This is a genomic window from Paenibacillus sp. UMB7766-LJ446, from assembly GCF_030226665.1.
Taxonomy (GTDB): Bacteria; Bacillota; Bacilli; order Paenibacillales; family Paenibacillaceae; genus Paenibacillus; species Paenibacillus vandeheii.
Genome location: NZ_JASOYM010000003.1, coordinates 654,756 through 678,693, shown reverse-complemented (window position 1 = coordinate 678,693; position 23,938 = coordinate 654,756). Strand labels below are relative to the sequence as shown.

Genomic DNA, 23,938 nt, shown 5'->3' with positions numbered 1-23,938 from the left:
CTCTCGTTAGTTGGTCGTCCGGTAAGGCAATATGACGTACAAGCTGTGACTGTCGTCCAGCGGTTTAAGGATGATCGGGCTCATGACGCCAGTAAAAGCGATCATCAGCTGCTCACTCTCCACCACTTTCAGCACATCCAGCATATATTTGGAGTTGAACGAGATTTTCAGCGGTTCGCCGTTAAAGTCGGCAGGTTCGATCTCTTCTCTTACTTTTCCCAGTTCGGAAGAGCTTGATGAAATTTCGATCGATCCCGAATCCATCGTTTGCATCCGCACAATGTTTGTTTTTTCTTCACGCGACAGCAAATAAGCCCGGTCGATAGATTCGCTTAATTTTCTGGTATCCAAAACAAGTTCTGTTTTGTACGAAGTCGGAATAATTCTAGAAGTATCCGGATAAGTTCCGTCCAAAATACGCGAATAGAACAGAACACGGTCGATTTTGAACAGGACTTGATTGTCAGCGACAACGATATCCACAAGTGTATTTTGATCCGGCACAATTTTGCTGAGTTCGTTCAGCGTTTTACCCGAGATCACGACATTGTTGAATCGCACACCTTCTGCATTATCCAGCATTGCTGAACGAGTAGCAAGACGGTGACGGTCCGTTGCCACAAATTTCAGTTCATTGTCACCCAAACTCCAGAGTACACCTGTCAGAATCGGCGTGGTTTCATGGGTGGAAATGGAGAATACGGTTTGTTTGATCATATTTTTGAGCAAATCTCCTGGGATGGAGACGGTTTGGTTTTCTTCGATGCTTGGCAATACTGGGAATTCTTCCGGATCAAGACCAACCAGTTGAATTTCGGTAGCTCCTGCGGAGATAAAGGTGTTGAAGTTTTCTTTTACCTCCATGTGCACTTCTTGCGAAGGCAGCTTTTTGATGATCTCGACAAAAAACTTGGCTGGCAGTACAACACTACCTGGTTGTTCTACCTGAACCACACTTTTATCTCCATCTTCAAGCGGGATGAAGGATTGAATTGAAATATCGGTGTCGCTTGCTGTCAACGTCACCCCTTGATGATTAACGTCGAATTTGATACCGCTCAGAATCGGAATTGTCGTACGGCTTGAGATGGCTTTGGAAACTTGCTGGATGGATTCGTTCAAGTAGTTTTTCATTATGCTGATTTTCATGGTTTCACTCCTAGCGGGTTTTTTGGGTGTTGAGGTGTTGAAATGTGTTTTTCAAAAGGCCGGAGGCCGAGCTTCAAAATCGCTTATTTGGAGATGATATCTTTTAGATCTTTATAGTAATAATAGTAATAGGGGCACTGAATATGTGGATAAGTGGGTATAAACCCATAAGCCCAAGCCTATCCACATGTGTATACGTTGTGCACAGGCTTGGGACTTATTCAGGTTGGATTCTTGATTTTTTCGGTTAAGTTGTTGATAACTTTATAGAGATCTTGATCGACTTTAATCGCCTGGGAGATCTTTTCATGCGCATGTATGACCGTGGTGTGATCTCGGCCTCCGAATGCTTCCCCAATCTTGGGCAGAGAGAAGTCAGTTAGCTCACGAGAGAGATACATGGCGATCTGTCTTGGAAAGGCAACAGCCTTGGTCCGCTTCCGTGCTTTGAAATCTTCAAGTTTAAGGCTGTAATACTCGCCGACCTTTTGTTGGATGTCGTGAATAGTGATCATTTTCGGACGACTGGAAGGAATAATATCCTTCAGTGCTTCAGCTGCCAGATGAGTGGTTACATCTTGATTCGTCAACGAAGAATAGGCAACAACCCGAATCAAGGCACCTTCCAGTTCGCGAATATTGGTATCAATCTGGTTGGCGATGTACATCATCGCCTCATTCGGAATATCCAGATTTTCCGCACGCGCTTTTTTACGCAAAATAGCAATCCGTGTCTCCAGATCTGGAGGCTGGATATCCGTAATTAGCCCCCACTCAAAACGGGAACGAAGCCGTTCTTCCAGAGTCGGAATTTCCTTCGGCGGTCTGTCGCTGGAGATGATGATCTGTTTCCGTTCCTCATGCAGCGCATTAAACGTATGGAAAAATTCCTCTTGCGTCGATTCTTTTCCCGCCAAGAACTGAATATCATCAATGAGCAGAATATCGACACTACGGTATTTGTTACGGAAGCTCTCCCCGCGGTTGTCACGGATCGAGTTAATGAATTCGTTCGTGAATTTCTCAGATGACAAATAAACAACTTTGCTGCCCGGATCATGCTCCAGGACGTAATGCCCGATTGCATGCATCAAGTGAGTTTTGCCGAGACCTACCCCTCCATAGAGAAACAGAGGATTGTATGCTTTGGCGGGCGCTTCAGCGACCGCCAGCGATGCCGCGTGGGCAAAACGGTTGCCCGGCCCAATGACAAATGTATCGAATGTATATTTTGGATTCAGCATGCTGAGTACCGCTTCTTCCTGAACAACTGTAGGCGTTGGCGCTGGCAGTTGAGGATCCGGTTCAGCAGGCTTGTTCTCCTCGATGACAAATTTCACATCGACCTGTTTGCCAAGCAGCTCATATACCGTCGATCCGACCAGTTTGGTGTAACGGCTCTCCAGCCATTCGACGGCAAACGTGGTTGGTGCGGATATGACGATCGAACGATCATTCAGCTTGGTTGCTTTGGTTGCTTTGAACCAAGTGTCAAAGCTGGGTTTGCTGAGCTTGTTTTGTATAATTGATAAAATTTGCTGCCATAAATCAGAAGTATGGCTGTCCACAGACTGTCACTCCTTTTACATGTTCCAAGTGTGGCTTAAGCCATGATGCAGTGTCGAAATACGAGATATATTGTTGAATTTATCCCCAAACCCCCGCAGGTCGAAAACAAAAAAAGAATGAACAACGGAAAATTGTTCACAACTTTATCCACAGGCTGTTGATAATATTATGGGTCAGATCACATATTCACATCCAAAAGTAATACAATCATAGCAAAAGAAGCCCGGCATTTCAATGTATCACGTGATTTTATCCACAAATTCAATAACTTGTGTATAATTTTTAATCACAACACAATATATTGTTTATAAATTGTTTAACTTTCGACAAGATGACCCAAAAACCCAAATTATTTTATACACAGGTTATTCGTCAAATGATGCCGAATTGTGTGTAAAAGTATTCTCGATTTGTGAATAACCTCTCTGTGGATAACCGTAAAGTGAAAATGGTCGTATTGGGGATTTACAGGAGGGTGCCTCTTCATGCTCGTCTTCCTTTTTTCGAAAAGCGGAATGGAGGAACGACAAAATGAATGGTATGGGAGATCAAGGAGAAGCCTGATAGTACGTGAGGAGCGTTTACTAATTTGTATGATCTGAATGAAGAATTTATACCTAAAAGAGGTAGGATACTAGATATGCACGCAAACATTGAAGATGGATGTGACTCCATTGCAGCAGATTGGTTTATGCCTAAAAGAGGTTGTTCTTTAAGACCGAATGGTGGTCAAAGAGAACAACCTCTTTTAGGTGGTTATAAGAGGAGGATTTACTCGATATGAGCAGAAAATTTACGCTGGAATTCCGCGATGTCTGCATATTCTTCTTCCAATTTTCGCGAAATGCGAATAAAGATGGGGAGCAGCTCCTGGTAGATCGATGCATGTTCTTTGATAGGGGTATGCTTGTGCGTTGTACCTACCATAGATGAAACGGCATGAAGGGACTTAATTCGCCCTGTAGCATAGAGACCGAGCACAACGGCCCCCAGACAGGAACTCTCGAAGCTCTCGGGCACAATGACTTCTTGGTTGAATATATCGGACATCATCTGACGCCACAGTGGGGAACGAGCGAAACCACCGGTTGCCTGAATGGAGGTTGGTTGTCCGATCTGTTCTTCCATGGCCAGCAGTACCGTATACAGGTTGAAAATAACCCCTTCCAGCACAGCACGGATCATATGCTCTTTCTGATGATGAAGGGTCAAACCAAAGAAGGAACCGCGGGCGTCCGGATTCCATAAAGGGGCACGTTCCCCTGAAAGGTACGGATGGAATAGAAGTCCTTCCGAACCGGGGCTGACGCGTTCAGCAATTTTGGTGAGTACATCATAGGAATTGATGCCGAGCCGTTTGGCTGTTTCCACTTCCGAGGCAGCGAATTCGTCTCGTACCCAGCGGAAAAGCATGCCACCGTTATTCACAGGTCCTCCGATGACCCAAAGATTCTCGGTGAGGGCGTAACAAAAGGTTCTGCCTTTCGGATCGGTAACGGGACGGTCCACAACGGTGCGGATGGCACCGCTGGTGCCGATCGTTGCTGCCACAACGCCAGGCTCAATGGCATTCACGCCCAGATTGGACAAAACCCCGTCACTTGCACCGATGACGAAGGGTGTAGAGGGGGAGAGAGCCATTTTTTCAGCCCATGTCCGATCCATTCCTTCTATAGTATGTGTGGTCGGGACGAGCTTCGATAGATGGTCAGCTGTAATGCCTGCAACCTCAAGGGCTTCGGCATCCCAATCCAGCTGTTCCAGATTGAGCAGGCCGGTACAGGAGGCGATGGAGTGATCCACGACATATTGACCAAACAGTCGGAAGAACAAATATTCTTTAATAGAAACAAATTTGGCCGTGCGTTGAAAAAGTTCAGGTTCGTCATGGCGCAGCCACATTAATTTGGTCAGTGGCGACATGGGATGAATCGGTGTACCTGTTCGCGAATAGATCCGATGTCCCAGTCCATTCTCCTGCAGCTTGGCAGCCCAAGCTGCACTCCGGTTATCAGCCCAAGTGATGCAGCGGGTGAGGGGAGTATCATCCTTCCCCATCGCAATTAGACTGTGCATGGCAGAGCTGCAGGACACGAACATAATTTGTTCCGCAGTTACGCCACTATTATCCATCACGCCGCGTACGGAGCGAAGGGCAGCTTGCACAATTTGTTCTGGATCCTGCTCAGCCACATCCGGAGCTGGGGTGTATAAAGGATATTCCTGAGTTGATGTGCTTACCACTTCACCCTGCTCCGTAAATAGTACGGATTTGGTACTGGTTGTACCAATATCCATACCAATCATATAGTTGTTCATATTACATAAACCTTCTTTCTTTTGAACCCGTAAAATTAAAACTCTAAGTGTGTGAATTTAAATTCTTCTTCTATATAGATATTCAATTTACAGGACTGTATTTAGCAGCAAAATAAAGATCAGTCCAACGACAGATAGTAGTGTTTCCATAACGGTCCACGTCTTCAACGTCTGTGAGACGCTCATATTGAAGAATTCCTTGATCATCCAGAAGCCTGCGTCATTCACGTGGGAGAGAACAAGTGAACCTGCACCGGTAGCGAGTACAACCAACTCAATATTGGCACCTGGTGTTAGTGCAAGAACCGGAGCTACAATACCAGCAGCTGTCGTCATTGCCACAGTTGCTGAACCGGTAGCAACCCGAATGAGTGCGGCTACAAGCCAGGCGAACAGGATTACATTAATATTGGCATGTGTTGCGACCTCAGCAATGGCATTACCTACACCACTGTTAATTAACACCTGTTTGAACGCACCGCCCCCGCCAATAATGAGAATGATGGTCGCCGTAGGCGCCAGACATTCACTGGTGAAGCGGGAGATGTCATGTTTGTTGAACCCGCGTGAGAATCCGAGTGAAAAGAGGGCGAACACGACAGAGATCAGCAAAGCTATAATTTCATGGCCGATAAATTCACAGAAAACGGTAAATCCGCTTGTGGCGTCCGGGTCTACGATATTGGCGATGGAGCCAATGAGCATCAGAATGACCGGCAGCAAGATGGTAAACAAGGTTATTCCGAAACCGGGCAAGTCGTTACTTTTTTTCGTAGCGAATTGTTCAGCCAGCTCTGCAGGCGGTTCGGTATGTATTCTTTTACCGATAAATTTACCGAACAGAGGTCCAGCGATAATAGCAGTAGGGATACCTACAATAAGAGAGTACAAGATCGTTTTACCCAAATCGGCGCTGAACGCTTCGATGGCAATCATGGGTGCCGGATGAGGTGGAACCAGACCATGTACAGTAGAGAGACCTGCCAAAATCGGAATACCGATCTGCAGCAGCGACATATTGGTTTTACGTGCAACGGTGAAAATGATCGGGATCAGCAGAATGACGCCAACTTCGAAGAATACAGGAATACCGACGATAAAACCGACAATCATCATCGCCCAGTGCACACGTTTCACACCGAAACGATCCACAAGTGTGGTAGCTATACGCTCGGCTCCGCCGGATTCAGCCATCATCTTACCAAGCATGGTGCCCAGACCGATAACGATGGCGATCGTTCCAAGTGTGCCGCCAAGTCCGCCAGTAATAGAAGTAATTACATCGGCAGGCTTCATACCCGCGAGTAAACCAAGCATTAATGCTGATAACAAAAGAGTAATGAAAGGATTCCATTTATATTTGGAGATCAATACGATTAGAAATACAATTGCAATCAATGTCCATACCAATAATGTTGCATTGTGGGATAGCCCAAAAAGAGTGCTCATGAGGTTTGCTCCTTTTTTTATGATATATAGCGCTTACAACTGATCTAGGATCAGGTGGAGGGAATTTGCTCTACGTTTCATGTAGCGTGGGATGCTTAATCCTCCTTAATATGCCCCAAAAAATTGAAACAAATCGCATTTTGTATACTTGTCGACAAGTTGGAGAGCAATCATTCACAATGGATATGATTGCAAACTCCCTGCACGATATGCCATCAAGTGAATGAAATTTCACCACCGTGTCATTAGGAATCAAAGCTTTCGTGCAGCGTCTGGCCTGAATCCTGGAAATACGTGCGGACTCCAGATTGAATCCGTGCCTGGTCACCTGATTCAAGGGCCTCAATTAGCAGACGGTGTTTATCAATAACAGCGCTTACTTTCTGTTCGCCCTGAATAAATACCCTGCGGGTGGTGAGCAGCATGACTGTCATGACAACATAACGAATGCTTCTCCATAGATGTAAAATACGGGAATGCTGGGCGGCTTCAATTATGGTCTCGTGAAAGACCAAATCCTGATAAGCAAATTCAACTGCATCTTGGTGGCGTCCAGCCAAATCCATTTTGTCTATTACATTACGAAGCTGGGTAATCAATTGTTCTGGCACATCCCCGGCAAGTCGCTGCTGTACAAAACTTTCAATCAGGAAACGGACGTCATACAATTCCTCGACATCTTTAATTTTCAATCCAATGACAACGACACCCATACGCTCCAGCCGAATAAGTCCTTCATTCGACAATGTTCTTAATGCTTCACGTACAGGCGATCGACTGCTGTCAAAATCAGCGGCAATCCGATTTTCTGACAAAATTTCGCCAGGGCGAAGGGTTCCGCTGATGATCCGCAGCCTTAATTCGCAGGCAATGGCTTCCCCGCGGGAAGCTCCCTGAAGCCAGGATGATGGAAACAGCATAATGGCTAACGCTCCTATTATAAGTAATCAGTTCAATACTGATCATAGCACAACTATTTTGTGGATTGAGCATATTGAATCAATCCTTATAACGAGAATAAATGGCAGCTTCTCTGTGCGCGTGCAGAATATAGGAACGTCATACTGTTTCCAATGGATTTTTCAAAGAGCTTGAGGACGTAATGTATTCCCTTAGATAAGGCTAGATATTCACTTCATTTTGGATGAGTATACTTGTATACAAGATGTGATTTTTTTATCCTACACCTTTCTTGAAAACTTGTAAACCATAATAATAAAGCGGATACATTAAATTTTAAGAATATCATTTTCTAAAGCCATAATTCATTGGTCTCTTAAGTTATAACTATCTATAGCTAACGACTACAGTCTTTAGAAACGTATCTATATTAACCGAAAGTAGAGCCAGTGAAACAAACCTGTGAATCGGCAAATAATCCTTATCCACATGTGAATAACTTGGAAATAATAATCAAACTTAGAATGAAGGGGTTTAAAGGGTGTGGATAACCGTATAAATCGATTTTTGGTGAATGAAACGGGACTTGGGGATAACTTTTGAAGCTTCTACATGCTGCTGTAAGAAGGTTGTAAACAGGGGGACGTATCCATGGCCGTTAAAACAGGGTGGAATAGGCATTAAAAGGAGAAAGGAGGCAAGAGGCTCGCAGTTGACTTTTCCAGTTGTTCGTGGTTAAATGTATAAAGGTGTTTTCTGTGAAGATGAAAGTGATTCATCACATAAGTATTTCCTTGTAAGGAGGTGCAATACATTGAGACCTACATTCAAACCGAACGTTAGTAAACGTAAAAAAGTTCATGGTTTCCGGAAAAGAATGAGCACGAGCAACGGACGTAAAGTTCTGGCTGCACGTCGCCTTAAAGGCCGTAAAGTCCTGAGTGCTTAATGCATGTGAAGACCACCGAGGTGGTCTTTTTTTTCTTAAATAGGTCATTTCAGACTGGATGCTGGTATAGGTCAGGTCTGAATTGGCTGCGCAAAAGCATAAGTGCATATTGATGTTCAATGAATGAGATGTCCGTTTTTTCGAAAACGTTCCTTATATAATGAAGTTGCCGCCAAGACGGTTTATCGTTATTCAAGAAAGCCTATACTAAATCAGTAATGAGGGCTTCGTCAATAATGTTGGTGGAAAACAGCAAGGAGAAGCGCCGTGTATAAAAGACTGCGTTTACGAAACCGGGCGGACTTTAGCCGCGTATACCGGTATGGGAAATCGTTTGCCAATCATCAGTTTGTGGTGTATGGCTGTCGTCGTAAAGATACAGAACAATTCCGAGTGGGTGTATCTTGCAGCAAGAAAATCGGAAACGCTGTCGTACGCAACCGGATGAGACGCATGATTAAGGAAATTGTACGTCATCATGAGAAAGAGATTGTCACGCAGATGGATCTGATCTTTATCGTCAGAAAAGGTGCATTGGACATGTCCTATAAGGATATGGAAAAAAGCCTGCTGCATGCGATGCGCAAGGGCTCTCTTTTGAAGTCGGGCAAGCGGTAAGCTTCGGTTTATTTGTCCTCCTAATTATGGTATGATTTACGGTGGAATGGAATGGTTAAGAGAGGGGTTATGAAGTGTCGCGATTGAAGACATCAAAGGGGAAGTGGATTCTCCTCATTGCAGTCATTGCAATGGTCACCGTGCTCGCCGGATGTACTCCGCAAGGGGCCGGGGTCACTACGGAAGATCTAAGAAACGGATCATTCTGGCAAAGCAATGTTATTTACTGGTTCTCCCTGGCGCTCGATACATTTGCCAACTGGTTTAACGGTGAATATGGACTAGCCGTCCTTGTGATGGTGTTGATTGTACGGACGTTAATCTTGCCGCTGACAATGAAGCAGGTACGCAGTTCCAAGGCGATGCAGGCTATTCAACCGAAATTGAAAGAAATTCAAGCCAAGTATAAAGATACACCTGAGAAAGTTCAGCAAGAAACAATGAAGTTGTTTCAGGAGAACAAAGTTAATCCGATGGCGGGTTGTTTACCACTTCTGATTCAGATGCCGATTTACATCGCACTTTATAACTCAATTTACGGAAACTCGAGTCTGAGAACCCATGATTTCTTGTGGCTTCAACTCGGATCGCCGGATCACCTGTTTATTCTTCCAGTGCTGGCTGCCATCACAACATTCGTGCAAACGTGGATGATGATGCGCATGAATCCTGCACAGCAGGTTGGACCGATGCAGTTCATGCTGTGGGTGTATCCGATATTGATCTTCGTCATGTCGTATCAATTCCCGGCTGCATTGCCGTTGTACTGGTTCTACAGTAACATCTACACGATCGTGCAAAACTATTTCCTTTACCGGAATAATGATAAAGTCGTGGCTGAGGTCAACGTGAAGCAGAGCAGCTCTTCCAGAAATGGAAATGGAGCTAAACGCAAAAACGGTGGCAAGGCAACTGTCTCTGGAAAAGGGTCGAAAGGGGCCAAAAAATCGAAATGACCAAAGTCATTGCGTCAGGAAAAACCGTTGAAGATGCTGTAAACCAAGGATTGGCTGAGCTTGGCGTGAGCCGGGACAAGGTCGAGATACAAGTGTTAGAGCAGCCGTCAAAAGGATTCCTGGGTTTGATCGGGGTAAAGGCCGCTAAAGTGGAAGTGAAACTTATGTCTGTGCCTGAACCTGTTCCACAGCCGATCAAGCCGGCCGCACAGATACCTCAGGTTGAAGCAACACTTGAGGGTGTGGCTGCTAAAAATCCCTATGAGGAAGCGGCTGCTTTCTTAAAAGAAGTGGCAGCAGGTATGGGACTGGATGTTGAAGTGCATATCAAAAAACAGCGTGATGGACATATCTTCAATATTGCCGGTGAAGACCTGGGCATGATTATTGGCAGACGTGGACAGACACTGGATGCCCTTCAATATTTAACAAACATTGTAGCCAACCGTTATTCGGAAAGCTTCGTTCGCATCGTTCTCGATGCTGAGAACTTCCGCCAACGTCGACGCAAGACGCTGGAGGATCTGGCTGAGCGTTTGGCTGGACAGGCCATTCGCACCGGCAAGGAAGTTGTGCTGGAGCCTATGCCCCCGCTCGAACGCAAAGTCATTCATGCGAAACTGCAAAATCACTCGCAGATTAAGACATACAGCAAGGGCGAGGAGCCCAATCGGCGCGTGGTCATTACGACGAAATAACATGAAATTGAAGACGCAATGGCTTCCTGCTCGGTGCAGAAGCCATTGCTTTTTTCGTACAGAAGTATATTTTACAGAACCAAAAAGCGGCTTTAATAAAGTCATTTAAAGATTGAATGATGCGGTTAGAAGCATTGTGAACTGAACTTATATTGAAATTAATATGGCGTCCCGAGGGGCGCAATTTTAAAATAGAGCAAGGAGAGATAACCATGATTAGTGATACGATTACAGCGATATCAACAGCTGTCGGAGAAGCGGGTATCGCTGTAATCCGGGTAAGCGGCCCGGATGCAGTGACGGAGACGGAGAAGATTTTTCGCAGCAAAACCCCACTAACGCAGGCAGCATCCCACACGGTTCATTACGGTCATATTATAGATCCAGGCACCAGCGAGAAGATTGAGGAAGTATTGGTTACGGTGATGCGGGCGCCACGTTCATTCACAACAGAAGATGTCGTGGAGATTAGCGCCCATGGCGGAGTGGTTTCGGTTAAGCGCGTCATGGATCTGTTGTTGCAGCTCGATATTCGTCTTGCTGAACCCGGCGAGTTCACGAAGCGTGCTTTTCTCAATGGACGGATTGATCTGTCCCAGGCGGAAGGGGTCATGGATCTCATTCGTTCCAAATCCGATCGGGCCTTCTCGGTTGCACTCAAGCAAGTGGAGGGCAAATTGTCATCCAAGCTGCGTGATCTAAGATACACATTAGTCGAGACGCTTGCTCACATTGAAGTCAATATCGACTATCCCGAGCATGATGTAGAGTCACTAACATCTGAATTTATTAAAGAAAAATCCAGTCAAGTGATGACTGAAATTGATAAATTGCTGGTAACTGCAGAGCAAGGTAAGATACTGCGGGAAGGGATTACAACCGCTATCGTAGGCCGTCCAAACGTAGGGAAATCTTCTTTGCTCAATACGTTGGCCCAGGACAATCGCGCAATTGTAACGGATATTCCGGGTACCACGCGTGACGTTATTGAGGAGTTTGTTACGATTAACAATATACCGCTCAAGCTGCTCGATACGGCAGGTATTCGGGAAACGATGGATGTCGTGGAGAAGATCGGCGTGGAGCGTTCCCGGTCTGCTGTGAACGAGGCGGATCTGTTATTGATGGTTATCAATGCTGCCGAGCCGCTGCACCCGGACGAGATTGAATTATTGGAACAAATACGCGGTAGACAATCCATTATTATTATGAATAAAATGGACTTAGCGCCGCAGGCGGACCGCGATGTGCTGCTTCGTTATATCCCCGAGGAACGGATTGTTCCGATGTCGGTGAAAGATGATCTGGGCGTGGACCGATTGGAAGATGCCATCTCAACGTTGTTCTTCAGTGGCAAGCTGGAATCGGCCGATCTGACATATGTCAGCAATGTGCGTCATATTGCTTTGCTCAAAAAAGCGAAGCAGTCGCTCATTGATGCTTATGAGGCGGCAGAGCAGCTGATACCCATTGATATGATTCAGATTGATGTTCGTCTGGCATGGGAGCAGTTGGGTGAAATCGTGGGCGATACAGCGCATGATGCATTAATTGATCAGATTTTCTCTCAATTCTGCCTTGGAAAATAACCCGGGGTAAACATACCGGCTCTGAAAAGTAGTATGATAATAAAGTCCATCTGTGGGTGGTCAAAGAATCCGCGAAAATGTCTGAAGTACGTATAGACTTGATGGCTTAATATAGATCGAAATGCATTCCGTGGCGTATGGATCGTGTTTCGTGATTTTTACAAAAAATTGATCGTATGCATGAATTTAGGCGTGCAGCGGCAAAAAGGAGGTAAACTGGAATGGCTTTTGATGGCGGAAGTTATGATGTAATCGTCGTTGGGGCAGGACACGCTGGTGTGGAATCGGCACTGGCTGCAGCTCGTATGGGCTCTAAAACGCTAATGATTACAATCAATCTGGATATGGTGGCCTTCATGCCTTGTAACCCATCTATTGGGGGACCGGCAAAAGGACATGTGGTACGTGAGATTGATGCACTCGGTGGAGAGATGGGACGGAATATTGATAAGACCTTTATTCAGATGCGAATGCTCAACACAGGTAAAGGACCTGCTGTTCATGCGCTTCGTGCTCAGGCCGATAAATTCTCTTATCAGCATACGATGAAAGAAACGATGGAGAATGAACGCAACCTGACAATGCGTCAAGGCATGGTTGATCGCCTGATCGTTGAAGACGGACAGTGCGTAGGTGTAGTTACTCAGACGGGTACAGAGTATCGGGCCAAAGCTGTTGTTCTGACAACAGGTACGTATCTGCGCGGTAAAGTAATTATGGGTGAATTGATGTACGAGAGTGGTCCGAACAATCAACAGCCTTCACTTAAGTTATCCGAACATCTGCGTGAGCTTGGTTTCGACCTGGTTCGTTTTAAAACAGGTACTCCACCACGTGTGCATAAGGATACGATTGATTTTAGCAAAACGGAAATTCAGCCTGGCGATGACAAGCCAAAATTCTTTTCCTATGAAACGGAATCTTCCGATAACGAGCAGCTGCCTTGCTGGCTGACATATACGTCTGTGGAAACACACCAAATCATTAACGATAACCTTCACCGTGCACCTATGTTTTCGGGAGTTATTGAAGGTACCGGACCACGTTATTGTCCATCGATCGAGGATAAAATTGTGCGTTTCAGCGATAAGCCGAAGCATCAGATTTTCCTGGAGCCAGAAGGCAAAAATACATCAGAATACTACGTACAGGGTCTGTCCACGAGTCTGCCTGAGGATGTTCAATTAGCGGTTCTGCGTTCTATCCCGGGTATGGAAAAAGTAGAAATGATGCGTAACGGTTACGCCATTGAATATGATGCGATGGTGCCTACACAGCTGTGGCCTTCACTGGAAACAAAACGTCTGCCAGGTTTGTTCACAGCAGGGCAAATTAATGGTACCTCCGGGTATGAAGAAGCGGCAGGACAAGGCGTAATGGCTGGTATCAATGCTGCACGTAAAGTACAGGGTAAAGAGCCTGTCGTACTTGATCGCTCCCAAGGGTACATTGGTGTACTGATTGATGATCTCGTAACCAAAGGTACGAATGAACCTTATCGTCTGCTGACTTCCCGCGCAGAATACCGTTTGTTGCTTCGTCATGATAATGCAGATATGCGTTTGACGGAAATGGGCCATGATATTGGATTGATTCCTGAAGAGCGTTACGCCAAATTCCTGGACAAAAAAGCTAAGGTAGAGCAGGAAGTGGCTCGTCTGAAGGCAGCCAAAGTTCGTCCTGTCGAAGTGAATCCGAAGCTGGAAGAGATCGGCTCTACACCAATTCAGGATGGCAGTACACTTCTGACATTGATGCGTCGCCCAGAGATCGGGTATGACTGGATTGAGCAGATCTCACCGTCCAAGGTGGAGCTGACTGCTGACATGAAAGAGCAAGTGGAAATTCAAATTAAATATGCGGGTTATATTGAGAAACAATTGATCCACGTGGAACGTTTGCAAAAAATGGAGAAAAAGAAAATTCCGGATACGATTATATATGACGAAATTCATGGCCTTGCGATGGAAGCAAAGCAGAAGCTCGCTACAATTCGTCCAATCTCGATCGGGCAGGCATCCCGTATTGCCGGGGTTACTCCTGCGGATATCTCCATTCTGCTGGTTTACCTGGAGCATTATAACCGTGTAACCGCAGCAAGGGGACAATAATGGACGATATTCAACAGCAGCTACAACGACGCCTGAAGAAACATGGGTTGGAGCTGGATGAACGCCAGCTGGAGCAATTCGAGTTGTATTTTCAGGAGCTGGTAGCTTGGAATGAAAAGATGAATCTAACCGGTATTACCGAACGTGAGCAAGTATATACCAAGCATTTCTATGATTCGGTATCGCTGGCGTTTTATACAGATATGTCAAAGGTAAACAAACTTGCTGACATTGGTTCAGGGGCAGGGTTCCCTGGACTACCGCTTAAAATTTGTTTTCCGCATATCAAGCTGACCATCATTGATTCGCTGAATAAACGTATTGGCTTTCTGCAGCATGTTGTGGATACGCTTGGCTTAACGAATGTGGAACTGATTCACGGGCGTGCGGAGGAGCTTGGACGCAAAGAAGGATATCGTGACAGCTACGACCTTGTTACTGCTCGTGCAGTTGCTAAGCTAGCGGTGCTTAACGAATTCTGTCTGCCATTTGTTCGCAAAAGTGGATTATTCGCTGCTATGAAGGGTGGAGACCCGCGCGAAGAAATGAAGGAAGCCGAGTTCAGCTTTAACCAGCTGAAAGGACGGGTAAAAGCAGTTCATCCGTTCCAGCTACCTGTTGAAGAATCGGCACGTCATATCATTCTGATTCAGAAGTTTGATAAGACACCATTTAAATATCCGCGTAAACCAGGAACACCACTAAAAACACCTTTGGTATAGTTTTGTTATAGGTTCAACTGTTTTTAGTTGGAAAAGTTCTTTATGCAACATCGTTTGTGTGTAAAAGGTAAGATGATATTTGCTCGGTTTCTTAACGAAGAATGTAGATAAGGGAAAGAGGATGTTTCACGTGAAACATCCTCTTTTTGTGTTTTGATTTATTAATCTATGAGTAGATCGGTTCTACATCTCCATTTCCATTACATAATTAGAGAAAAGTAAATTAAAGATTCATTTCGGGTTTGAAAGTTATTTTGTTATAGCTATCTTCTAGTAAAGATATGATTTGTTGGATAAAGGGCTGCTTGTAGGAGAAAGGCAGAGGATTGTACAGGGGAGCAAGCAAGCGCAAACTTGTTCTGCCGCGGAAGCTGTCTTTTGAAAATTCAATTTCAAATGGTATTAAACCAGTACACAATTGTAGCTACTAGAAGCAGGTGCAGTGTGTTGAGATCTTCCATATCTTATTGTGTATAAGCAGTCATATTGCTAATGTTCATGAAGAAAAAGCAGGAGAATTAGAAGAGTTTAAAGAATAGGTAAACATAGGATTATGGAAGAAAAGATGATAGAATAGAAGTAGCCGATCCTGAATTACAGAGATCATAGATTATATGTATAGATAGATTTTCTAGCAATACGGACTTGGATACAGAAAGCGTCATGAAAGGCAAAACTTATTCGAAGAACGACAGCATTTGAAAGGGTCGCATTTTGAATAAGAAGCACCTGCAACTCTGCGGGAGCTATTACGAAACTAGGTGGTAATATACGGAATGAAAGAACAATTTTCGAAGTTGTTTGGTTTGGCGGAGCGCAATAACGGAGATGAGATTAAACAAATTCCGGTCAACGAAATTGTGAGCAGCCCATATCAGCCCCGTACTATCTTTGATGATGATAAAATTGATGAGTTGTTGCAGACGATCAAGACACATGGAGTTATACAACCGATTGTCGTCCGCGTACGAAATGGATCATATGAGATTATCGCCGGGGAGCGTCGCTGGCGTGCAGTTCGGAAACTTGGCTTGGATCACATTCCGGCCATTGTACGTGAATTCAACGACTCTCAGGCAGCATCCATCGCATTGATTGAAAACCTGCAACGTGAGGGACTCACTTCAATTGAAGAGGCTGTTGCTTATCAGAAATTGATTGACCTGCACCAACTTACACAGGAAAGTCTTGCGCAGCGATTAGGCAAAAGCCAATCGACGATCGCCAACAAAATCCGGTTGTTACAGCTTCCGGATGGTATTAAGACAGCGCTGATGGAACGTAAAATTTCGGAGCGCCATGCCAGGGCGTTACTTTCATTGGATACGGAAGAGTTGCAAATGAAATTGCTCGGCGAGATTATCGATAAAGAGTTGAATGTAAAACAAACGGAAGCGAGAGTTGCCTTTTACAAGGAATCCTCGAAGATCAAAAAATCCAAACGTATCTCATTCACGAAGGATGTCAGACTCGCACTTAATACGATTCGTCAATCCATTGATATGGTATCGGGCTCCGGTCTGGACATCAAAACCAAGGAAGCAGACCATGAGGACCATTACGAGATCGTTATCCATATTCCGAAACGCAAATAATTGAAGCTTCAGGCGGCAATGGGCCGCTTTTTCTGTCTATAAAGTTGAGTGTGGCATGAACAGCGTAGAATATAGCAGCATAAGAAGGAACGGTAGTTGAGGTTTTGTGGATGGTAGCCACCTGCTTTTTGTTAACTGTAGCTTACAACCTACAAGAAAAGACTCCTATTTTATTTGAGGTGAAGGTATTGTCTAAGATTATGGCCGTAGCAAATCAAAAGGGCGGTGTGGGGAAAACGACGACATCTGTTAACTTGGGTGCAGGACTGGCTTCGCTCGGGAAAAGAGTATTGCTTGTCGATATTGACCCCCAGGGGAACACAACCAGCGGAGTCGGAATCAACAAAGCAGACGTGGCCAATTGTATATATGATGTCATCATTAACGAGGTTCCTCCACAGGAAGCCATTGTGGAAACTCAGATTGAAGGCCTTCATATCATACCTGCAACGATTCAGCTTGCCGGAGCCGAGATTGAGCTGGTATCCACGATATCACGGGAAGTTCGCCTGAAAAAATCACTCGCCATGGTGAAAAAAAACTATGACTACATACTGATCGATTGCCCACCCTCCCTTGGTATGTTGACGATCAACTCGTTGACAGCTTCCGATTCGGTGATCATTCCGATTCAGTGTGAGTATTATGCGCTCGAAGGATTGAGCCAATTGCTCAACACCGTTCGTTTGGTGCAGAAACATTTGAATACCTCGTTGCAGATTGAAGGGGTTTTATTGACGATGTTTGATGCACGTACGAATCTGGGCATTCAAGTGATTGAAGAAGTGAAGAAGTATTTTCAACAAAAGGTGTATCAAACGATTATTCCGCGCAATGTGCGGCTTAGTGAAGCACCATCACATGGTCAGTCCATCATTACGTATGATCCTCGATCCCGAGGGGCTGAAGTGTATTTAGAGCTCGCAAAGGAAGTGATTTCTTATGAGTAAGCGGCTTGGAAAAGGTCTTGATGCCCTCATTCCTTCGCTTTCAATTAATGACGATGATAAAGTCGTAGAAATCCCGATTAGTCAGCTGCGGGCGAACCCTTACCAACCTCGTAAAGTATTTGATGAAGATGCAATACATGAACTAGCCGAATCAATTCGCCAACATGGTGTCATTCAGCCTATTATTGTACGTCCTGTTTTGAGAGGGTATGAGATCATTGCTGGTGAACGGCGTTTCAGAGCTTCCCAATATTGCGGTAATGCCACTGTACCTGCCGTAGTTCGTAATTTCAGTGATCAGCAGGTTATGGAGATTGCTTTAATCGAGAACCTGCAGCGGGAGAATCTGAATGCGATGGAGGTTGCAGTTGCTTATCAGGGGCTGATGGACCAATTCGGATTAACACAGGAAGAGCTCTCCGTAAAAGTGGGCAAATCACGTTCTCACATCGCAAACTTCCTGCGTTTGTTATCATTGCCGGAAGAAGTGAAGGATCATGTTTCACGTGGAACATTGTCAATGGGGCATGCACGTGCTATCGTCGGTGTTAAAGATGAGAGCCTTGTGAAACAGCTGGCAAAACAAACCATTGATCAGCAATGGAGTGTACGTGAGCTGGAAGAGGCTGTTCAACAATTGGATCGTTCTAAAACGGGTGAAGCGAAAGCCAAATCCAAGTTGAAGAAAAAAGATCCATTCATTGATACATTGGAAGAGTCTTTGCGTGAAAGATTCAAAACAACGGTGAAAATTAAGCATAACAAAGATAAAGGCAAAATCGAGCTCAACTACTACAGCAAACAAGATCTGGAGCGACTGTTGGAACTGTTGCAGTAACAGTTGTGATTCCATGATTGATGAACAACATGCGGGGCTTTTTCATGTGATGACATATCGCCTCTGTACCATGGAGAAACGATATGTCATTGTTTGTTTTTAGGGAATCTATTGAAACAGAACAATCAATTAGGACAGAGGTGGTTATGAGGTGGAGGGAGTTATCTATCTGGATCATGCAGCGACATCTTGGCCTAAACCACCTGCTGTCGGGGAAGCCATGATGAAGGCTCTGGATGTTGCAGGGGCCAACCCAGGCAGAGGCAGTCATCGGATGGCAGTACAGGCAAGCCGAGTTTTATTTGGTGCCAGAAAAGCGATATCCACTCTGTTGGGTGTTCGTAATGCCAACGATATCGCTTTGGGGTCGAATACGACAGAAGCTTTGAATTTGGCTATTCAAGGATGGTTAAGAGAAGGCGATCACGTTATTGCTACAATGGCTGAACATAATTCAGTAAGACGGCCCCTGGAGTACATGCGTCGATCTCGTAATGTAGAGGTTGATTATGTGGCTGTTAATGCTGCCGGGCAGATCGATCTGGCCCAATTTGCACGGTTGTTTCGGCCCAATACAAGATTAGTTGTCTGCACACATAGTTCTAACCTGTTGGGTAGTATTCTGCCCATTGGTGAAATTGCGCTGATGTGTCAAAAACATCAGGTGACTTTGCTTGTTGACGCTGCTCAAAGTGCTGGGATTCTGCCTGTGGATGTGAAGCAGCTCGGCATTGATATGCTGGCCTTCCCAGGGCATAAAGGACTGTTGGGTCCGCAGGGAACGGGTGGTCTTTACATCGCTCCTGAACTGGATGTACAGCCATTGCTTCACGGAGGAACAGGAAGCCAGTCTGAGGCGATTGAACAGCCGCATGTTCGTCCTGATCGCTATGAAGCGGGTACGCCAAATACAGTGGGTATAGCAGGTCTGGCAGCCGGAGTGCAGCATGTGCTTGAATTGACACCTGAAATCATATATAAACAAGAGTGGGATTTGACTCAGCATATGATGGAGGGGTTATCATCAGTACAGGGGATTCGAATGCTTGGTCCTGAGCTTGGACAGCCGCGTACCGGATTGTTATCTTTTACTGTTGAAGGATATGATTCGGCACAGCTCGCTTTTCAATTAGACCGAAATTATGGCATCGCTGTGCGTTCGGGCTTTCATTGCACACCTCTTGCCCATGAGTCGGCTGGGACAACGGCAAGTGGGGCTGTCAGAGCGAGCGTGGGATATAACACATCCATAAATGATGTTAATGCCCTGATTGAAGCAGTTATTGAATTAACAGCGAATTAACAGCGTCCAATTCTGTATGAAACATCCCTGATAAAACATGAATTATAATCGCTTGAATAAGCAAATTGCAAAAGAGGCAAGTAGCCCAAACGAATGATTAGCCCTAAGAGTTATCTGGTGAATAATAGGAGTAAGCTTGAGGGTTATATTAGAACGTTGGATGGTTTAACTTGGCTGAATGGATCGATGATTTGGAACACGTTTGATGCTACAAACGTTAACCTGAACAAACCAACAGAGGGGTAGTTGCACTACATGGCTGAATTAAATGGGCTGATTCTGGAACAGCTGATATGGATTATTGGCGGCATGGCAGTACTTATGGTGATTTTGCTTATTATAAGTATTGCTCAAGGCGCAAAGCTACGGAAGTTTAAACGGAAATATGAGGCCATGATGGCTGGCAGTGGAGTGGAGGATCTGGAGTCGCTGTTGATCAATCTGAAAATCCAGATGGACAGCATCGAGGATGAACACATGCTGCAAACGAATCAGTTACAGGTTGTGATGCAGAAGCTGACCCGCATTCAGGGTAAAGTGGGTGTGAAAAGGTATAACGCCTACGGAGAAAATGGCAGCGACCTGAGCTTCTCAATGGCGATGGTTAACGATAGCCAGGATGGTATGGTGCTTACGGGCATTTATAACCGTGATGGTTCCTATGTATATGCCAAACCTCTTAAAGGGGGAGAGTCCACGTATACACTTTCCCCTGAGGAAAAAGAAGCCATTACTCTGGCACAGCAAGCAGAGTAGAGCGTGTATGCCATTCGCGAATGGCGGAGTAAAGACTGCTGGATATAATCTCGGACATGCGCATGACGAGACTGAGACGTGTGTTTTGCAAAACAAAGTATTCCATAAAGCCGCCGACGTTAACGATACCTGTAAGATGGATATCGCCGACCGGCGGTAATTCTTTATTTACACCTGCTCCTGGTTTGAGCGGTCCATTCACGACCTGGATACATCCAACACTTGAAGACTGTCCGAGACAGGCGTCAATCCCGATCACATAAGGGTTGTGATGTGTGGTGTGTATTTTGTGAAGAGTGTCCTGCAGGTTCATTGCGTGTACGGGTTCATCCAATGTGCCATAGAGATGGAATAGAGGGCTGTCCCACTTAGCAAGTGACGAGCCAACGAGCGGGCCAAGGCAGTCTCCGGTAGAGCGATCTGTACCGATACAGACTACAACTACATTTTGCAAAGAATGGGCTTTATAGAGATGGAACATTAAACGATGAATGATGGCAGAGTGAATGCCTGGATCTGTATGTGGGATTTTCAGGCTGGCCATGTCTTGAGATGAGAAGGAATGCGAAATGGGATTCATAGGATCTATCCTTTCCCTTGGAATAGTAGTAACAGTATATGGAAGGATAGAACGTTTTATACTTCGTGAGGACAAGCTTTTTCAAAGGGATGAATGTATCGTGAAAGGAGCCGCACATGGACGAGTGGATAGATGATTGGATGCTGATTGCTTTTGATTCCACCCAGCAGGCGCTGCGTGCAGAAATGCTGCTGGAGTTTGCCGAGATTGAGATCGACTTATTTCCTACCCCGAAAGAGATCACAGCGGGTTGTGCTCTATGTATTCAGTTTCCAAAAGAAGATCTGCAGAGAGTAAAACAGATCATTCGTAACGAATTTGTGGAGATCCGTGGCCTCTATTTCAAAACCGCTGACAGCTATGATAACATACCCATGTAGAGGAGGTTTGATCTATGTTGCCATTTAAGTTTGCTGAGGCTCCGACTGATCCAGTGAAGACTATAGAGGGAGCCATTCGATGGACAGATCGATTATGGAATAAAGTCGCCGATGCAGACATGTGGTTTAATATACTGTTTAGCTCGATCCGCATCATTATTATTTTCATTATTACGCGTATTGTGATCAAGATTGTATCACGTATCATAGATCGTACGATGGCACGAAAGCAGGAAGGCAAGATTCGCGTCGATCCGCGGCGATTTATAACGGTAGGAGAGTTGATGAAAAATGCGACCTCCATAACATGTAATTTCATTATGATTCTGTTACTGTTATCTGAGATCAATGTAAAAGTCGGACCATTGCTAGCAAGTGCGGGTGTGCTCGGACTGGCGATCGGTTTTGGTGCCCAAGGCTTGGTGAAGGATGTTATTACCGGTTTCTTCATTATATTGGAGGATCAGTTCGCAGTAGGCGATGTTATTCAAACAGGTACCTATAAAGGAACGGTTGAGGTCATTGGCCTGAGAACGACCAAGCTGGTTAGCTGGCAAGGTGAGGTGCACATTATTCCAAATGGTACGATTGCAAGTGTCACCAATTTCTCGATGTCGAATTCCCTTGCGGTAGTGGACATTCCCATGAAGGGTGAACAGAGCCTGGACGAGTCTGTACACTTGGTGAAACGAGCGTTGGCTGGGATTGAGGATCGCGATCTGAACATCGTTAAAATACCTGACGTGCTTGGTATTCAGTCGATGTCTACCTCGGAATATGTGGTTCGCATTGTTGCCGAGTGCCTGCCGAACTCCAGAGCCTCTGTAGAGCGCCAAATTCAGGGTGATGTGAAGAAAACACTGGAGTATCATGAGATGAGCAATCAGGCAGCGTTAGAGCAAGCAGCAGCTCAGCAGAAGGATGAGGGGGATGGCACAGGTGGAGCGTAAAATTTTCCAGCTTGGGGACATTGTGCAGATGAAGAAGCAGCATCCATGTGGCAGCAACGAGATGGAGATTATCCGAATGGGCATGGATATTCGCATCAAGTGTGTAGGGTGTAAACACAGCGTACTAATTCCCAGAGCAAAATTCGAGAAAAACATGAAAAAGGTACTTCGTTCAACAGAGGATTCGACCGAATCCTAATGCAATAACAGGGCCATTTTTACTTGTTCTCTTGCCTGTAACACCGTTTACATGTAGGTGTGGCTTGGGTATTGCGTTCTGTAAATGATCATGCTATAATCATTATTGCTGCGGAAAGGTACCCAAGAGGCCCAAGGGGGCTGACTCGAAATCAGTTAGGCGTGTCACAGCGTGCGTGGGTTCGAATCCCACCCTTTCCGCCACTCACAGATTTTGCCTAATTAATGAAATTCACAATTTACTCAACGTGTGTTGAGTTCTATACATGCAAAAAGACCTTCCAACATGGAAGGTCTTTTCATTTTCGATGTTGTTGTCGAACAATTTGTAATTGAAAAAAACAAAGAGCCCCTAAGGGCTCTCCATTCGGCGATGCATTCGGTTTGTTAGGAAACAATCGGTCGTAACAATCAGAAACCAGGCGTATTGCGATTAACAATACTCGTGCTTCAGACATAGGCCTTACACACAACCATCGTGCTTCTTAAATTACGTGATGAATCTCCAACATTAAATGTTCGGCTTCGTTGTCCAACGGAACCACACCTCTCTCGTGCACCGCCTGATTGTATTATGTGCATTAGTTCGTTTTATATACAGCAGTCTGAAAAAATCTTTACGATTAGTGAACGCGGGCTTTGGTAAGCTTCTTCCACTTACGATTCTGGTTGCTTGTTTCAGGGAAAGCTTCACCCTTTTGCAGGGTTACCCGTTTCGGATTGTTAATCTCCGTATGAAAGCTTTTCTCACCAACTTCGTTGTATTCACCATCGTTTGGAGCTTTGTCTCCTGGTTCAAACTCGGTTTTTTCACCCATGATAAGACCTCCTTGGCATAATGGATTTCAATGTTGCTTCTGTAGTGTGCTCCATTGGAGTTATGATCATGTGTAATAAGAAGAGGGAACGTTTGCTTGCATTGAGACGTCATTTTTGTTATATTAATATAGTTCGAGTTTGTGCTCGTTCCTTGCTCTCAACGTAGATTGAGGGCCAGAGTCCATAAGGAGGTGAAAATTATGCGCAAATATGAAGTGATGTACATTATTCGTCCTGATGTTGAGCAAGAAGTTGTTCAAGCTACAGTCGATAAATTCCAAGGCATCATCTCCAACGGCGGTGGTGAAGTTACAGCTCACGACGTTATGGGTAAACGCCGTCTTGCGTATGAGATCAAGAAATTCCGTGATGGTGTTTATGTTCTGGTACACTTCACTGCTGAACCAGCAGTAGTTACTGAGCTTGAGCGTCTCATGAAGATTTCTGACGAAGTCATTCGTTATCTCATTACAAACGACGTTAAGTCTGCTTAAGACGACTCGTGATCAACGCACCAATACGCTCTGAAGGAGGGGATTA

The 23,938-nt window shown here is 45.1% G+C and carries 23 protein-coding genes and 1 tRNA gene; 17 read left to right on the top strand and 7 right to left on the bottom strand.

Annotated elements, in window-relative coordinates:
* Positions 1-6: 6 nt before the first annotated feature.
* The 5 genes from dnaN to QP794_RS11085 all read right to left on the bottom strand — a co-directional run bounded on the left by dnaN (position 7) and on the right by QP794_RS11085 (position 7,406).
* The gene (gene dnaN, locus QP794_RS11105) at positions 7-1,149 is read right to left on the bottom strand and encodes a DNA polymerase III subunit beta (RefSeq protein WP_285076435.1); all 1,143 of its coding nucleotides are present in this window, start codon (positions 1,147-1,149) and stop codon (positions 7-9) included.
* 221 nt (positions 1,150-1,370) lie between these two features.
* A complete protein-coding gene (gene dnaA / locus QP794_RS11100) occupies positions 1,371-2,717 on the bottom strand; it encodes a chromosomal replication initiator protein DnaA (RefSeq protein ID WP_024629513.1) in 1,347 nt (448 codons plus the stop codon).
* 772 nt (positions 2,718-3,489) lie between these two features.
* Positions 3,490-5,037 carry a gluconokinase gene (gene gntK / locus QP794_RS11095; protein ID WP_285076433.1) on the bottom strand — a complete coding sequence of 516 codons (1,548 nt, stop codon included), beginning with the start codon at positions 5,035-5,037 and terminating at the stop codon, positions 3,490-3,492.
* 87 nt (positions 5,038-5,124) lie between these two features.
* Positions 5,125-6,486 (bottom strand): GntP family permease, encoded by a 1,362-nt coding sequence (locus QP794_RS11090; protein WP_024629515.1) that lies wholly within the window; start codon positions 6,484-6,486, stop codon positions 5,125-5,127.
* A gap of 245 nt (positions 6,487-6,731) precedes the next feature.
* Positions 6,732-7,406: a GntR family transcriptional regulator gene (locus QP794_RS11085; RefSeq protein WP_285076431.1), complete on the bottom strand. Its 675-nt coding sequence runs from the start codon at positions 7,404-7,406 to the stop codon at positions 6,732-6,734.
* Positions 7,407-8,200: 794 nt separating this feature from the next.
* On the opposite strand from QP794_RS11085, the gene rpmH reads away from it, so the two are divergent.
* From rpmH to QP794_RS11025, 12 genes are all read left to right on the top strand, one after another.
* Positions 8,201-8,335, top strand: coding sequence for a 50S ribosomal protein L34 (rpmH, locus tag QP794_RS11080; RefSeq protein WP_024629517.1), 135 nt, complete (start codon positions 8,201-8,203; stop codon positions 8,333-8,335).
* 267 nt (positions 8,336-8,602) lie between these two features.
* Positions 8,603-8,953: a ribonuclease P protein component gene (gene rnpA / locus QP794_RS11075; protein WP_024629518.1), complete on the top strand. Its 351-nt coding sequence runs from the start codon at positions 8,603-8,605 to the stop codon at positions 8,951-8,953.
* Positions 8,954-9,027: 74 nt separating this feature from the next.
* A complete protein-coding gene (locus tag QP794_RS11070; protein ID WP_285076428.1) occupies positions 9,028-9,909 on the top strand; it encodes a YidC/Oxa1 family membrane protein insertase in 882 nt (293 codons plus the stop codon).
* Complete coding sequence (gene jag, locus QP794_RS11065) at positions 9,906-10,607, top strand: RNA-binding cell elongation regulator Jag/EloR (RefSeq protein ID WP_285076426.1); 702 nt, start codon at positions 9,906-9,908, stop codon at positions 10,605-10,607. The genes QP794_RS11070 and jag overlap by 4 nt, the downstream gene beginning before the upstream one ends.
* 212 nt (positions 10,608-10,819) lie before the next feature.
* Positions 10,820-12,196 carry a tRNA uridine-5-carboxymethylaminomethyl(34) synthesis GTPase MnmE gene (mnmE, locus tag QP794_RS11060; protein ID WP_079348440.1) on the top strand — a complete coding sequence of 459 codons (1,377 nt, stop codon included), beginning with the start codon at positions 10,820-10,822 and terminating at the stop codon, positions 12,194-12,196.
* A 221-nt stretch (positions 12,197-12,417) separates the two neighbouring features.
* Entirely contained in the window at positions 12,418-14,307 is a 1,890-nt protein-coding gene (mnmG, locus tag QP794_RS11055) for a tRNA uridine-5-carboxymethylaminomethyl(34) synthesis enzyme MnmG (protein WP_285076424.1), read from the top strand.
* Positions 14,307-15,029 carry a 16S rRNA (guanine(527)-N(7))-methyltransferase RsmG gene (gene rsmG, locus QP794_RS11050; protein WP_285076423.1) on the top strand — a complete coding sequence of 241 codons (723 nt, stop codon included), beginning with the start codon at positions 14,307-14,309 and terminating at the stop codon, positions 15,027-15,029. The genes mnmG and rsmG overlap by 1 nt, the downstream gene beginning before the upstream one ends.
* 776 nt (positions 15,030-15,805) lie before the next feature.
* The gene (gene noc, locus QP794_RS11045; RefSeq protein ID WP_024629524.1) at positions 15,806-16,624 is read left to right on the top strand and encodes a nucleoid occlusion protein; all 819 of its coding nucleotides are present in this window, start codon (positions 15,806-15,808) and stop codon (positions 16,622-16,624) included.
* Positions 16,625-16,812: 188 nt separating this feature from the next.
* Positions 16,813-17,574: a ParA family protein gene (locus tag QP794_RS11040; RefSeq protein ID WP_024629525.1), complete on the top strand. Its 762-nt coding sequence runs from the start codon at positions 16,813-16,815 to the stop codon at positions 17,572-17,574.
* Complete coding sequence (locus QP794_RS11035) at positions 17,567-18,412, top strand: ParB/RepB/Spo0J family partition protein (protein WP_024629526.1); 846 nt, start codon at positions 17,567-17,569, stop codon at positions 18,410-18,412. Before QP794_RS11040 ends, QP794_RS11035 begins: the two co-directional genes overlap by 8 nt.
* Positions 18,413-18,563: 151 nt before the next feature.
* Entirely contained in the window at positions 18,564-19,715 is a 1,152-nt protein-coding gene (locus QP794_RS11030) for an aminotransferase class V-fold PLP-dependent enzyme (protein ID WP_285076420.1), read from the top strand.
* Positions 19,716-19,970: 255 nt separating this feature from the next.
* On the top strand, positions 19,971-20,471 hold the full coding sequence (locus tag QP794_RS11025) for a DUF4446 family protein (protein WP_024629528.1): 501 nt from the start codon (positions 19,971-19,973) through the stop codon (positions 20,469-20,471).
* Here the strand turns inward: QP794_RS11025 and yyaC are convergent.
* Positions 20,446-21,051, bottom strand: a complete 606-nt coding sequence (gene yyaC, locus QP794_RS11020) for a spore protease YyaC (protein ID WP_024629529.1) — start codon at positions 21,049-21,051, stop codon at positions 20,446-20,448. The genes QP794_RS11025 and yyaC overlap by 26 nt on opposite strands.
* A gap of 116 nt (positions 21,052-21,167) precedes the next feature.
* On the opposite strand from yyaC, the gene QP794_RS11015 reads away from it, so the two are divergent.
* From QP794_RS11015 to QP794_RS11000, 4 genes are all read left to right on the top strand, one after another.
* The gene (locus tag QP794_RS11015) at positions 21,168-21,431 is read left to right on the top strand and encodes a putative Se/S carrier protein (protein ID WP_285076418.1); all 264 of its coding nucleotides are present in this window, start codon (positions 21,168-21,170) and stop codon (positions 21,429-21,431) included.
* A 14-nt stretch (positions 21,432-21,445) separates the two neighbouring features.
* A complete protein-coding gene (locus QP794_RS11010) occupies positions 21,446-22,381 on the top strand; it encodes a mechanosensitive ion channel family protein (RefSeq protein WP_285076416.1) in 936 nt (311 codons plus the stop codon).
* A complete protein-coding gene (locus tag QP794_RS11005; RefSeq protein ID WP_024629532.1) occupies positions 22,371-22,580 on the top strand; it encodes a DUF951 domain-containing protein in 210 nt (69 codons plus the stop codon). The genes QP794_RS11010 and QP794_RS11005 overlap by 11 nt, the downstream gene beginning before the upstream one ends.
* 112 nt (positions 22,581-22,692) lie before the next feature.
* Positions 22,693-22,783, top strand: a tRNA-Ser gene (locus QP794_RS11000).
* 419 nt (positions 22,784-23,202) lie between these two features.
* Here the strand turns inward: QP794_RS11000 and QP794_RS10995 are convergent.
* Complete coding sequence (locus tag QP794_RS10995; protein WP_285076413.1) at positions 23,203-23,397, bottom strand: YjzC family protein; 195 nt, start codon at positions 23,395-23,397, stop codon at positions 23,203-23,205.
* Positions 23,398-23,598: 201 nt separating this feature from the next.
* On the opposite strand from QP794_RS10995, the gene rpsF reads away from it, so the two are divergent.
* Entirely contained in the window at positions 23,599-23,892 is a 294-nt protein-coding gene (rpsF, locus tag QP794_RS10990; protein ID WP_024629534.1) for a 30S ribosomal protein S6, read from the top strand.
* Positions 23,893-23,938: the final 46 nt, after the last annotated feature.